This is a genomic window from Ochrobactrum sp. A-1 (assembly GCF_022488005.1).
GTDB lineage: Bacteria > Pseudomonadota > Alphaproteobacteria > Rhizobiales > Rhizobiaceae > Brucella.
On the sequence record NZ_JAKVQC010000004.1, the window covers coordinates 888,276 to 900,891 of the forward strand.

The window sequence follows — 12,616 nt, forward strand, 5'->3', positions numbered from 1 at the left end:
TACACCTGATCCGTGAGCGACGTGTCCGTCATGCGGACTGCCGCCTGTTCGCGGTTACATAGGTGCGATCTTCGCATGTTTTGAGCGCGGCCGCATGAAAACTGTTCACTTTTTTGCAGTCGCGCTCGTGGATGATGATGATTGAGGTGCCTTACTGGCCCTCGCTGTCCTTCGACAGGCCGACGCGCAGGTCAGACGCCCGGTAGATGGTTTCGCCATCGGCTTTCAGCCAGCCGTCAGCCGTGCCGAGCACGAGGCGGCCACGCATGACGCGCTTGAAATCGATGCCATATTCGAGAAGCTTGGTATGCGGACGCACCATGCCCTTGAACTTTACTTCACCGGTGGAGAGAGCCATGCCGCGACCCGGCTCGCCGAGCCAACCGAGAAAGAAACCGGTCAGCTGCCACATGCCGTCGAGGCCGAGGCAGCCCGGCATGATTGGATTGCCCATGAAATGGCACGGAAAATACCAATCGTCGGGGCGCACGTCATACTCGGCGCGGATATAGCCCTTGTCGAACTCGCCGCCGGTTTCGGAAATATCGGTGATGCGATGGACCATCAGCATCGGAGGCAGGGGAAGCTGAGCATTGCCGGGGCCGAACATCTCGCCGCGTGCGCAGGCCAGGAGCTCTTCATACCCATAGCTTGATTTCTGTTCTGCCATTACGCCTCCCTTGAGGTTCATTCTGTATCGACCGGCAATCCGGCCCGGTTGTGGGTTTCACCGGAACATCCCTACCACAGACTGTTTCCGGCAGTAAAATCATGCAATGGGTTTATTCGGGGGTTTATCCGAAAAAGCGGGCAATTCCCAAAGCTATTGATAGTTATTTCGCAACGGCATATATCAATGTCAGTATGCAATGGGCAACAGCCCGTTTGACGATTGATGATTTTGCAACAAGCTTGTGACGGAACCAACGGTGAATATGCAGTCTTCACATACCCACTCGACGGTCTCGATGGAAGAGCAGCTCCGCCGCGCGGGCCTGCGTCCGACGCGGCAGCGCGTTGCGCTTGCGAGCCTGATCTTCGCCCAGGGCGATCGCCATCTGTCTGCGGAAGACCTGCACGAAGAGGCCGTCATGGCCGATGTACCGGTGTCTCTGGCGACGGTTTACAATACGCTCCACCAGTTCACGGAAGCCGGTATGCTGCGTATTATCGCAGTTGAGGGCTCGAAGACCTATTTCGATACGAATATCTCGGACCACCAGCATTTCTTCCTCGAAGGGGAAAATGTTGTGTTCGATATTCCACATGGCGAAAAGGGCCAGCCTACGGTTGCCAACATGCCGGATGCTCCGCATGGCATGGAAATCGTCAATGTGGATATTATCGTTCGCCTGCGCCGTAAGGGCCAATAAAGGTCTCCTTTCAGTCAGGGATAAAAGAGAGCGGCCATGGCCGCTTTTTTTGTTGCCTATTGGACCATATGGGGCTGAAAAGGGACGAAGTTCTGCAATCCCGGCTGAATAGCCTCCCAAGCTCAGCTGGACACATTCCAAGGAGATATCATGCGTAAGCTACTCGTCGCCGCGACCATTCTTGCCCTGTTTACCGCTGGCAGCGCCTTTGCAAAAACCATCCGGATCGGAGTAACTCCGGGGCCGCATGCCCAGATCATGGAAAAGGTGAAGGAAGTCGCCGAGAAGAACGGTCTTGAAATCGATATTCAGGAATTCTCGGATTATGTCATCCCGAACACGGCGCTTGCGGATGGCGCACTGGAAGCCAACTCCTTCCAGCACAAGCCCTATCTCGACAATCAGGTCGCCGATCGCGGCTTCGATATTGTGAGCGTTGCGGAGACCGTCAACTTTCCGATGGGGCTGTACTCGAAGAAGCTGAAGAATATTTCGGAGCTGGCCGACGGCGCGACGATTGCGATCCCCAATGATCCGACCAATGGCGGTCGCGCGTTGCTGGTACTTGCCGAAAACGGGATTATTAAAATCGACCCGACCAAGGGGTTGAAGGTCAGCGCGCTGGATATCGTCGAAAATCCGAAGAACCTAAAATTCGTTGAACTCGATGCGGCACAGCTTCCGCGTTCGATGGAAGACGTCGATGCTGCCGTCATCAACACCAATTATGCCATGGAAGCTGGCTTGAACCCTGCGACCGATCCGCTGGTGCGGGAAGGCGAGAAAGCGCCTTACGTTAATATTCTCGTCGTTCGCACCGCCGACAAGGATGCCGATTGGGTGAAAACTCTGATTTCATCCTACCACAGCGACGAAGTGAAGGAGTTCATCGCCACGACGTTCAAGGGATCGGTGGCGCCTGCCTGGTAACATTCCGAAGTAAAAGCGGGGCGATTTTCGCTCCGCTTGGACGAAGTCAGTCGAAGGTTTCGCCCGGATATACGCCCCACAGGTCCGATTGCTTGATCCAGCCTCGGACGCCGCCCATGTCCACCCGACACCATTGGCCGGTACATTCGCGCACCGTTCCAACCACGCCTGGTTCGATCTCGGCGGCAAGCCCGGATGTGTCAGCGGCATCCCGGCGCATATTGACCATCGAACCCTGATTGTTCTTGAGCCAGGGTGCCGTGATTGCGGTTCGCTTGCCGGATAGAAGCGACTGATAAACCCAGCCTTCAGTTCCGTCCGCGTCGCGGATACGGCGCCAGTTGTCATATTCCTGGATGATTTCGACCGGCAGTCCGGCTTTCATGAAAAGCCAGGAAACTGCGTAGTCACGTCCCGGTCCGATGCGCAGATTGACGCGAGCGGGCTTAAGGCTGACGAAACGCGGCACGGGAAGTCCGCTTGCGCCGACAGTGGTACCCGCAGGCTCTGCTGCCTGCGCGCCATGCCTGTGCGAAGCGCCAAGCGGTGCCAGAAAGAAAAAAAATGCCAGAAAGCCAAGCGTGGCTATCAAAAAGCGTTGCGAAAGTACTCTGTACAAACTGCGACCTCTCGCCGTCCTGTCACGACAGAACGGTAGTAGCTTCGGCAGTTTAAGGGGGCTGCGAGGCGACGTTGCCGTCCTGTTTTCAGATCGTGCATCCATTTGTGTACAACAGATGGAGATGCGACTTAATTGTTTGATTTTAAATGCATCTTTTCAGAAAATCGTTGCGGACTTTCCAAGAGGCACCTGAAGTTTCCGGTTTTTCTTTGTCTTTGCCGCTTCGCCTTGATAGAGATGTTCAGCCGAAGCAATATCCCATATTGCACCGCCTTGGTTAAGGAGGTCTCAACATGAAGCTTCGGTTAACGCATTTTCGGGAAAAGTGGGAGTCGGTTTTCCGCTGAAAATGTGCAGGAAATTTCTTGGAGCGTGCCCTGCCATTTGGTTACAACAGGGGCTGTTCCAGGGGCTTTGCTTAACGATGGGGTGGAGATGTCGAACAAGAAGAAACCGCTGGTCGTTCTGACACGAAAATTGCCCGACCCAGTGGAAACCCGAATGCGGGAACTGTTTGATGCGCGTCTGAACATAGATGACCATCGCATGAATCAGCCTGAAATCATCGCTGCGATGAAGGAAGCGGACGTTCTGGTGCCCTGCATCACGGATGTCATCGATGCAGCAGCAATCGAACAGGCTGGCCCCAATCTCAAGCTGATAGCAAATTTCGGCAATGGCGTGGACAACATCGATGTCGCCGCAGCCGCAAAGCGTGGAATCACCGTCACCAATACGCCGAATGTCCTGACCGAGGACACTGCCGATATGACCCTGGCGCTGCTGCTGTCGGTGCCAAGACGTCTGGTGGAAGGTGCCAATGTGTTGGGCGAGCGTCATGGGCAATGGCCCGGCTGGTCGCCGACCTGGATGCTCGGGCGGCGCATCTGGGGCAAGCGTCTCGGCATTGTGGGCATGGGACGCATCGGTACGGCTGTCGCCCGCCGCGCCAAGGCTTTCGGACTTTCCATTCACTATCACAACCGCAAGCGCGTCAATCCTCAGGTCGAGGAAGAGCTGGAAGCGACCTATTGGGATAGTCTCGACCAGATGCTGGCCCGGATGGATATCATCTCGGTCAACTGCCCTTCGACGCCTGCCACATTTCATCTGCTGTCCGCGCGCCGCATCGCGCTGATGCAGCCGACCGCCTATATGGTCAACACGGCGCGCGGACAGATCATCGACGAGAATGCGCTGATCGAGCTAATTGAGCAGGGTAAACTTGCCGGGGCAGGGCTGGACGTTTTCGAGAACGAGCCAGCCGTCAACCCACGCCTGCTGACCCTCGCCGAAAAGGGCAAGATCGTCCTGCTACCGCATATGGGGTCGGCGACGATGGAAGGTCGCATCGATATGGGCGACAAGGTCATCATCAATATCAAGGCATTTGTCGACGGACATCGCCCGCCCGACCGCGTATTACCAAACCGGGTTTAAGAGCATTTTCGAGCCAAAAGTGTGAAGCGCCTACGCAGAGAAATCAGTCCACTGGACTGATTTCTGATCCCGCTTCGATGCGTAGGATAATGTGACGAAACAAATAGTTAGAGCGGTTCCAGCGACTCCGTTTTAACTGGAACCGCTCTAGCTTTTCCCGCTCGCGGTCTTCGTTTCTTCGGCGTTCTTGCCGTCGATGAAACGCAGGACCGTATGCGCATAGAGGCGCGGATTTTCGACCGGGACGCCATGCCCGGCATCGGGCAGAATGATCAACTCAGCACCTGGTATCTGGCTGGCGATGAATTCCGTATGTTCGCGCGTGATGGCCGTATCGCGGTCGCCGATGACAATCGCCGTGCGCACCCGGATATTGGACAAGTCCTCGTCGGTATAGTTCGGCTCATTTGCCCAAAGCGCGTGAATTTCCTTGTCGATGCTCTCATAGTGGCGCAGTTCCGGTATCGGCTTTCCTTCGGCGCGGGCCTCGACATAACCGGTATTGCCGTCGGGTGTGACATTGGCCGCCTGCGCAAACAGGCTTTTTAGCCGTTCGGGATAGCGCATGGCGATGTCGAGGCCGATAATGCCGCCATCGCTCCAGCCGACGAGGTCGACCTTGCCGATGTGTAGAAAGTCAAGCAGCGCCACATAATCATCGGCCATCAATCCATAGGTGATTGGATCATCGGTGCGGGTGGAGCGCCCCTGTCCGCGGCTATCGGCAACGATTACCGTGTGGTGACGCGCAAGGATCGGAAGCTGCGCATCCCACACATGCTGGTCGGACAAGCCGCCGGGAATGAGCAGGATCGGCGGTCCTTTGCCGACAATCCGGTAGTACATTTCAATGCCGTTGACTTCGGCAAAGGCGGCAGGGGACGCGGGAATGGTCATGCGCGCAATTCTCTCAGTCGAAATCGGAGAAGGAAAAGACAAAGCAAAGCCGACCAACAAAGCGGCTATCGTCAATGTCGTCTTTCCCTTCATAAGTCCCGCTCTCTTTTGGAGCATTCACAAGTCAGGGTCTGCGGATGAGTGTCGGCAGATCATAGAGGTAGGCAATTCGCTTGATGGCATCCTGTAGAGGCTCCAGCGTGACCGTCATCGTATGACCGCTCGCATGGATCAGCATGTCGGGGGAAGCGCAGATGGCGACATGGCCCTTCCAGAAGACGAGATCGCCGCGCTTCAGGTTCGAATAAGTCGCATCGGGCTCGATGATTTCGCCAAGCGTATTCTGCTGCATGTCGGAATCGCGCAGAACCTTGCGGCCTGCTACCCACATGCACAATTGCACGATGCCGGAGCAATCGATGCCGAAGCCTGACGTGCCGCCCCACAGATAGGGCGTGTGAAGAAGGGTTTCTGCGACCGCCACATAGTCCGCAGCATGTTCGCCAATCGGTGCAAGGTGGCTTGCGATCAGCGCCTCGCCGCTTTCCAGAAGTGCATATTCCGTACCGCGCGTCTCGGCCGCGCCGACGATACGCACGCGTGAACCGAGCGATAGCGCCTTGGTATGGGGAAAGCGAAGATCGGCGCCGGGATAAACGAAGGTGCGTGGCACGATGACCAGATGTGTTTCGATTCCAGCGGGCTGTTCCAGCGCGGCAGAGGAGACGTAACCCGTATAGCCGTCGCGTTCTGCCTGCACCCACGACCAACCGTCCATTTCCTCAAAGACGCGGACGTGATCGCCAAAAATCATCTGGGTCTGCGGACCGCTATCCATACGTGGTTCGGCGCGCAGATCGACAACGGATGCGGAAACCTGCATCGGCGTTCCGGCGGTAAAACGCGCCGCTTCCACCTGACCGGATAGCCGTTCATCGGCGAGGTCAGGGCGATAGGCGTTGAGGCGGCGGTCAAGCATGGTCAAAGTGGTAACTCCCTGGCTTTGGCGATCACCAGATCACCCAGTCTTTCAACATAAAGTGCACCGGCGACCGTCCTCTTTACTAGCACATTTCGCCGGTCTTTTTCATCACGATGCCGGGAGACGAACTCAAGCGCACCCATCGTGTCGAGCGCGCGGGTAATCACCGGCTTGGTGACGTTCAGTTTTGCTGCAAGTCCCCGCACAGTATGCGGCGGGGGCTCCAGATAGATGGTGAGGAGAATGGCTGCCTGTCGCGTGGTGAGATCGGGCATCTCGTCACGCACCTGTTCCAGCGACAGGGTTCTCAGTAATGTCAGCGCCTGCAACGGCTTCAGCTCAATCGGCATCCGGTTCCACCAAAACGGGGATTGTTTCGGAACCGTTTTATTCAATCTGCTTTTGACGTTTCAGGCAAGTGGATTCATCGTGCCGGATAACGCTTCTTCAAAAGCTGGTAAAGAGCGCGAATGGCTTGCGCCTCTCCACCGATCGGCGAAGCGGGCTTTTCGACTGGTACCCAGCCGAAAATGTCGAAATGCGCCCAGCTTTGAGCCTTTTCGACAAATTTGCTGAGGAAGAGCGCTGCCGTCACCGAGCCAGCAAAGCCATCAGTGGTGACATTGTTGATGTCGGCGATCCGTGAGGACAGCTTTTGCGCATAAGGCTTCCAGAGCGGCATCCGCCATAGCGGGTCTGCCGTCACATCCGCGCTTTGCGCAATCGAAGCGGCAAGTCCGTCATCATGCGTGTAGAATGGTGGCAGGTCGGGGCCGAGCGCGACACGAGCAGCCCCCGTCAGCGTCGCCATATCGATCAGAAGTGCAGGTTCTTCTTCATCGGCAAGTGCAAGCGCGTCGGCAAGGACCAACCGGCCTTCCGCATCGGTATTGCCGATCTCGACGGTCAGCCCCTTGCGGCTTTGCAGCACGTCACCCGGCCGGAAGGCATTACCGGCAATCGAATTCTCCACTGCGGGGATCAGCACGCGCAGCCGCACCGGCAATTGCGCATCCATGATCATGGAGGCGAGGCCGAGCACATTGGCGGCTCCGCCCATATCCTTCTTCATCAGGAGCATGCCGCTTGCCGGTTTGATGTCGAGACCGCCGGTGTCGAAGCAGACGCCTTTGCCAACCAGCGTGATTTTCGGGTCGCTTGCCTTGCCCCAACTAAGATCGATCAGGCGTGGCGCAATAGCACCAGCCCGACCGACCGCATGGATCATCGGGAAATTCTTCTCCAGAAGCGCATCGCCTTCGGTGACGGCAATGTCGGCCTTGTATCTCTTCGCCAGTTCGCGAGCGGCATTTTCGAGAGCATCCGGCCCCATATCGTTGGTCGGTGTGTTGATGAGATCGCGCACCAGTGTAACCGCATCGGCGATGCGGCGGATTTCCGCTTCGTCCACGCCATCCGGCAAGGCAAGGCGGATCGCCTTGCCATTCGCCTTGCGATAACGCGTAAAGCTATAGCCACCCATCAAGAAGCCCAGAACTGCAAGCGCTGCGTCATCGATCGCACCGTCAAGATGCCAGTCTCCGTCCGGAAGACCGCGCGCAAGCTTTCCGGCCAAAAGCTGCGACTGACCACCCTTTTTCTCATCGCCTGTTCCAAAAAGCGCACCCGATACCGATCCACTTGCACCCGGAACAACGAGTACGCGACCGGCTTCGCCGTCAAAGCCATTGGCCTTGGCCCAGACAATTGCATCGGCGGGAAGGCGGGAGGTTTCCAGCCCGCCTTTCGACGTAAACCAGATCGGGCGGCTTTGTTCGGATTTTCGGGAAAGAAGTTCGACAGACATGATGCTCTTTCTGACCAGTAAGCGATATCCGGCAAAAGCGCTGGGATTTTGTCGGAAGTTCATAAAAACAAACAGATAGCGCGATTATTGCCGTGCGGAAACAGAAACCGCAATCGCTTTATTAACCAATCATTAGGGTTAACAGATTATTGATTTAGCAGGAATTGGGCTTGAGGGTGACTAAAGCATGTTGGATGGGCGACACGCTTTAGCAGGAGAGGCGGGATGCTGAACATCGTTCGAAAAGACGCTATCGCAACACGTCTCGGCTTCGCCTGCATTCTTTCGGCACTTATACTTTCCGGCTGCACATCGGTTGACCGGACCACCACCGGTTCAGTGCGGCGCGCGGCAACCGTCGCCACTTTCGATCACATGAACGACGCCCAGCTTGCAGCCATGGCCGGACGGCTCGGCGCGCAATATGAACGCAATCCGAAGGATCGCCAGACAGCGCTCAACTATGCCAACGTGCTGGCGCGCCTTGGCCGCAACGATCAGGCGCTGGCTGTGATGCGGGCGCTCGCTATCGTCTATCCGAAGGATCAGACCGTTCTTGCGGCTTACGGCAAGGCGCTTGCCGGTGCTGGCCAATTCGACGGCGCGCTTGATGCCATTCGCCGTGCACAAAATCCGGCCTATCCCGACTGGAAACTGGTTTCTGCAGAAGGTGCCATTCTCGACCAGATGGGCCGGAAGGAAGAAGCCCGCGCGACCTATCAGAAAGCGCTGCAGCTTCAGCCGAATGAACCGTCCATCATCTCCAATATGGGGATGTCTTATCTTCTGGCCGGCGATGCGCGAACGGCGGAAACCTATTTCAAGCAGGCTGCAGCCGCGCCCGGTGCGGACAGTCGTGTGCGTCAGAACCTGGCCCTTTCAGTCGGCCTGCAGGGGCGTTTTCAGGAAGCCGAAGCGATTGCCGCGCGCGAGATTTCTCCGCAACAGGCCAAGGCCAATACGGATTATCTTCGCTCCATGCTGGCGCAGCAGAATTCCTGGAACATGCTCAAGGACAAGCCGAAGGGCTGATTTCTTCGATCAGATCGCGCTTAGTTGCCGCCGAACAATCCGCCCTGCGCCGAAATCTGGATGAAGGCCGGGCCGAGGATAACGATAAAGAGCACGGGCAGGAAGAACACGATCATCGGCACGGTGAGTTTCGGCGGCAAGGCCGCAGCCTTCTTTTCGGCTTCCAGCAAACGCAGATCGCGGCTTTCCTGAGAAAGCGTGCGCAGCGCCTGTGCGACCGGTGTGCCGTAACGCTCCGCTTGAATAAGCGCCTGCGTTACGGATTTCACCGGCTCCAGACCCGTGCGATTGGCGAGATTGTCATAAGCCTGACGGCGTTCCGGCAGGAATGAAAGCTCGGCATTGGTCAGCATCAGTTCTTCGGCAAGCTCCACGGACTGAATGCCGATTTCATCGGCCACCCGGCGAAAGGCAGCTTCGGTGGACATGCCCGATTCGACGCAGATCAACATCAGATCGAGCGCATCCGGCCATGCGCGGCGGATGGATTGCTTCCGCTTGGTCGCCCTGTTCGAAACATAGAGATTGGGTGCATAGAAGCCGGCATAGCCTGCGAAAATGCAGACAAGCAGGCGAACGAAGAAGGTTTGATCGGCAAGGACACCGAGCACGAAAATGTAGATGGCGGCGACTATCATCGTGCCGAAAGGCAACACAAAGCGCAGGAACAGAAAGATGTTGAGCGGGTTTTGCCCCCGAAAGCCTGCCTGCCTGAGCGAAGCAATCGTCTTTTCATCGGCAAGAGCACGCTTGAGATCAAGCTTTTCGACGAATTCGCGGATACCCTGCTTCTGCTGATGACGCAGGCTGTTGCGACGGTCGCTCTCCGCTGCAAGCCGGGCGCGTTCGCGCGAGCGAATGGCTTCGCGTTCGGTGGCAACCGATTTCATGCGCGACTTCAGCGCGCTGCCACTGAGAACTGGCATGAGGATCGTTACCACGGTCGCAAAAACCGCAACCGTGATCAAAGCACCGATCAGAAACTGTGGGTCGGTCAGTTTTTGTGTGAGGAGAGAAAACATGTCCGGTGCCTCACATATCGAAGTTGATCATGTTCTTCATAATGAAGATGCCGGTCAGCATCAAAACGGCTGCAATGCCCAGAAGCATATGTCCGGTCGAAGACGTGAAAAGCAGCGTCATATATTGCGGGCTCGTCAGATAGACGAGAATCGTAACGATGAAGGGCAGGGCACCGATGATTGCTGCGGATGCTTTGGCTTCCATGGAAAGAGCGTTGACCTTGGCTTTCATCTTCTTCCGGTCGCGCAGAACCTTCGAAAGATTGTTCAAAGCTTCTGAAAGGTTGCCACCTGCCTGGGCCTGTATCTGAATGACAATGGCAAAGAAGTTGGTTTCCGGGCATGGCATGGAATCGGGCATCTTGCCAACCGCCTCAGGGATCGAAAGCCCGATCTGCTGCGCCTCGACAACCTTCTTGAACTCGCTTTTGACCGGTTCCACAGCTTCGCTCGCAATGAGCCGCAAGCCATCGTTGAGCGGGAGTCCCGCTCGGGTCGCACGTACGATGACATCGAGTGCGTTGGGAAACTCTTCGAGAAATTTCTTCAGTCGCCGCTTGCGCTTTTGCAGCACGAACCAGCGTGGCAGGCCGAAGAAGCTGGCAATCGCGATACCTGGCAGGAAAAGCAACGGTGCGCCGAAGATCAGCGCGATGAATGTTGCGAGAAACGCGGCCACACCGGAATAGATATAGAATTTCCGCAAAGTGAGATATAGCCCGGCCTGCGTCAGCAGAATGCGTAGAGGTGGATATTTCTGGTTCTTCTCGCGTTGCTTCTGTCGCGCTTCCAGATCCTTGATGTTGTCCTGCAACTGTTTTCGGCGCTTGAGTATGTCGGCATTTCTGTCGCGTTCGCTGCGCGTTATCGCCCGTTCCGAGCCGCTGTTGCGCACAGTTTCAAAACGACGCGCTGCATGATCTTTCTTGCCGAGCTTTTCATAAAAAAGCGCATAGAACAGAGCCGCACAGGCAATCACGGCAAGCACGACGAACATCATGATGCTGGCGCCGGAACCGGTCATGCGTTTGTCCTTTCCATGCTGTCGAGCACGGAAGCAAGGCGGCTGTCCTCATTGTAATAGCGGGCGCGTTCCCAGAAGGCAGGACGTCCGATTCCGGTCGAGCTATGACTGCCGAGAATGCGGCCGGAAGCATCTTCACCTTTGATATCGTAGAGAACGAGATCCTGGGTGGTGATGACGTCGCCTTCAAGCCCCACCACTTCGGTGATGTGGGTGATGCGGCGTGAGCCGTCACGCAAGCGAGCGGCCTGAATGATGATATCGACCGAGCCCACGATAATTTCGCGTACTGTCTTTTGCGGCAGCACGTAGCCGCCCATGGCGATCATGGCTTCCATACGATTGAGGCATTCACGTGGGCTGTTGGCATGGATCGTGCCCATCGAACCGTCGTGACCGGTGTTCATGGCCTGCAGGAGGTCGAAAACCTCCGGGCCGCGCACTTCGCCGACGATGATGCGTTCGGGACGCATGCGCAGGCAGTTTTTCACCAGATCGCGCATGGTGACTTCGCCTTCGCCTTCCAGATTGGGCGGGCGGGTTTCCAGACGCACCACATGCGGCTGCTGCAATTGCAGTTCAGCCGAGTCTTCGCAGGTGATGATGCGTTCGTGCGTGTCGATATAACGTGTCAGGCAGTTGAGAAGCGTCGTCTTGCCTGAACCGGTACCGCCCGAAATGATCACATTGCAGCGCACACGGCTGATGATCTGCAGCAGCTCTGCTCCGGCATTCGATATAGCGCCGAATCGCACCAACTGGTCGAGCGTCAGCTTGTCCTTGCGGAATTTACGGATGGTCAGGGTTGGGCCGTCGAGCGACAGCGGCGGCGCGATGACGTTGACGCGAGAGCCGTCTGGCAGGCGCGCATCGCAGATCGGGCTCGATTCGTCGACACGACGTCCGACCTGACTCACGATACGCTGGCAGATGTTGAGGAGCTGCTGGTTATCGCGGAAACGGATGCCGGTTTCCTGCAACAAACCGTCCACCTCGATATAGGTCCGGCGCGAACCGTTGACCATGATATCGGCGATGTCGTCACGGGAAAGAAGCGGTTCCAGCGGGCCGTAGCCCAATACGTCGTTGCAGATGTCATCAAGCAGCTCTTCCTGCTCGGCAATCGACATGACGAAATTCTTGATGGCGATGATGTCGTTGACGATGTCGCGGATTTCCTCACGCGCGGCGTCCGGTGCCATGCGTGAGAGTTGCGACAGATCGATCGTATCGATCAACGCCGAGAAGACCTGCGATTTGGTGTCGTAGTAACTTTCGGTCTTTTCGCGGCCCTGTGTACCTGGCTGGGCGGGAGATCGGGCCTGTGTCGTCGGGACGGCTGCCTGCATACGGGATGGTTGGACTGCCGACTGGGCCGGAGTGGATATTGCAGCCGAAATGGCAGGTTTCGGCGCAGCCGGTCGTATTCCGCTTTCCGGCTTGTTTCCCGTATCGTTGCCTCTTCTGCCGAACATGATTTCCTGCCG

13 protein-coding genes are annotated in these 12,616 nt (G+C 56.8%); 4 read left to right on the plus strand and 9 right to left on the minus strand.

Features of this window, described 5'->3' with window-relative positions:
• Nucleotides 1–151: 151 nt before the first annotated feature.
• Nucleotides 152–670 carry a 3-hydroxyacyl-[acyl-carrier-protein] dehydratase FabA gene (gene fabA, locus MKS82_RS13845; RefSeq protein WP_010657784.1) on the minus strand — a complete coding sequence of 173 codons (519 nt, stop codon included), beginning with the start codon at nt 668–670 and terminating at the stop codon, nt 152–154.
• 265 nt (nt 671–935) lie between these two features.
• On the opposite strand from fabA, the gene irrA reads away from it, so the two are divergent.
• On the plus strand, nt 936–1,373 hold the full coding sequence (gene irrA, locus MKS82_RS13850; RefSeq protein WP_109987093.1) for an iron response transcriptional regulator IrrA: 438 nt from the start codon (nt 936–938) through the stop codon (nt 1,371–1,373).
• 150 nt (nt 1,374–1,523) lie between these two features.
• Entirely contained in the window at nt 1,524–2,303 is a 780-nt protein-coding gene (locus MKS82_RS13855) for a MetQ/NlpA family ABC transporter substrate-binding protein (protein WP_109987094.1), read from the plus strand.
• Nucleotides 2,304–2,349: 46 nt separating this feature from the next.
• Here MKS82_RS13855 and MKS82_RS13860 read toward each other — a convergent pair whose 3' ends face one another.
• Nucleotides 2,350–2,922, minus strand: a complete 573-nt coding sequence (locus MKS82_RS13860; RefSeq protein ID WP_109987095.1) for an SH3 domain-containing protein — start codon at nt 2,920–2,922, stop codon at nt 2,350–2,352.
• 438 nt (nt 2,923–3,360) lie between these two features.
• On the opposite strand from MKS82_RS13860, the gene MKS82_RS13865 reads away from it, so the two are divergent.
• Nucleotides 3,361–4,365 carry a 2-hydroxyacid dehydrogenase gene (locus MKS82_RS13865; RefSeq protein WP_109987096.1) on the plus strand — a complete coding sequence of 335 codons (1,005 nt, stop codon included), beginning with the start codon at nt 3,361–3,363 and terminating at the stop codon, nt 4,363–4,365.
• A 147-nt stretch (nt 4,366–4,512) separates the two neighbouring features.
• Here the strand turns inward: MKS82_RS13865 and MKS82_RS13870 are convergent, their stop codons facing one another.
• From MKS82_RS13870 to MKS82_RS13885, 4 genes are all read right to left on the minus strand, one after another.
• Nucleotides 4,513–5,355, minus strand: a complete 843-nt coding sequence (locus MKS82_RS13870; protein WP_109987097.1) for an alpha/beta fold hydrolase — start codon at nt 5,353–5,355, stop codon at nt 4,513–4,515.
• A gap of 31 nt (nt 5,356–5,386) precedes the next feature.
• On the minus strand, nt 5,387–6,241 hold the full coding sequence (locus MKS82_RS13875) for a C40 family peptidase (RefSeq protein WP_181394262.1): 855 nt from the start codon (nt 6,239–6,241) through the stop codon (nt 5,387–5,389).
• Nucleotides 6,242–6,243: 2 nt separating this feature from the next.
• Complete coding sequence (locus MKS82_RS13880) at nt 6,244–6,594, minus strand: MarR family transcriptional regulator (protein WP_109987099.1); 351 nt, start codon at nt 6,592–6,594, stop codon at nt 6,244–6,246.
• 74 nt (nt 6,595–6,668) lie between these two features.
• Nucleotides 6,669–8,051 (minus strand): leucyl aminopeptidase family protein, encoded by a 1,383-nt coding sequence (locus MKS82_RS13885; RefSeq protein ID WP_109987100.1) that lies wholly within the window; start codon nt 8,049–8,051, stop codon nt 6,669–6,671.
• A gap of 225 nt (nt 8,052–8,276) precedes the next feature.
• Here MKS82_RS13885 and MKS82_RS13890 point away from each other — a divergent pair, with 225 nt between their 5' ends.
• Nucleotides 8,277–9,083 carry a tetratricopeptide repeat protein gene (locus MKS82_RS13890; RefSeq protein ID WP_109987101.1) on the plus strand — a complete coding sequence of 269 codons (807 nt, stop codon included), beginning with the start codon at nt 8,277–8,279 and terminating at the stop codon, nt 9,081–9,083.
• Nucleotides 9,084–9,103: 20 nt separating this feature from the next.
• Here MKS82_RS13890 and MKS82_RS13895 read toward each other — a convergent pair whose 3' ends face one another.
• The 3 genes from MKS82_RS13895 to MKS82_RS13905 are packed head-to-tail and all read right to left on the minus strand — an operon-like array spanning nt 9,104 to nt 12,604.
• Nucleotides 9,104–10,105, minus strand: coding sequence for a type II secretion system F family protein (locus MKS82_RS13895; RefSeq protein ID WP_109987102.1), 1,002 nt, complete (start codon nt 10,103–10,105; stop codon nt 9,104–9,106).
• A 10-nt stretch (nt 10,106–10,115) separates the two neighbouring features.
• On the minus strand, nt 10,116–11,129 hold the full coding sequence (locus MKS82_RS13900; RefSeq protein WP_109987103.1) for a type II secretion system F family protein: 1,014 nt from the start codon (nt 11,127–11,129) through the stop codon (nt 10,116–10,118).
• A complete protein-coding gene (locus MKS82_RS13905; RefSeq protein ID WP_109987104.1) occupies nt 11,126–12,604 on the minus strand; it encodes a CpaF family protein in 1,479 nt (492 codons plus the stop codon). Before MKS82_RS13905 ends, MKS82_RS13900 begins: the two co-directional genes overlap by 4 nt.
• Between the last annotated feature and the right edge of the window lie 12 nt (nt 12,605–12,616).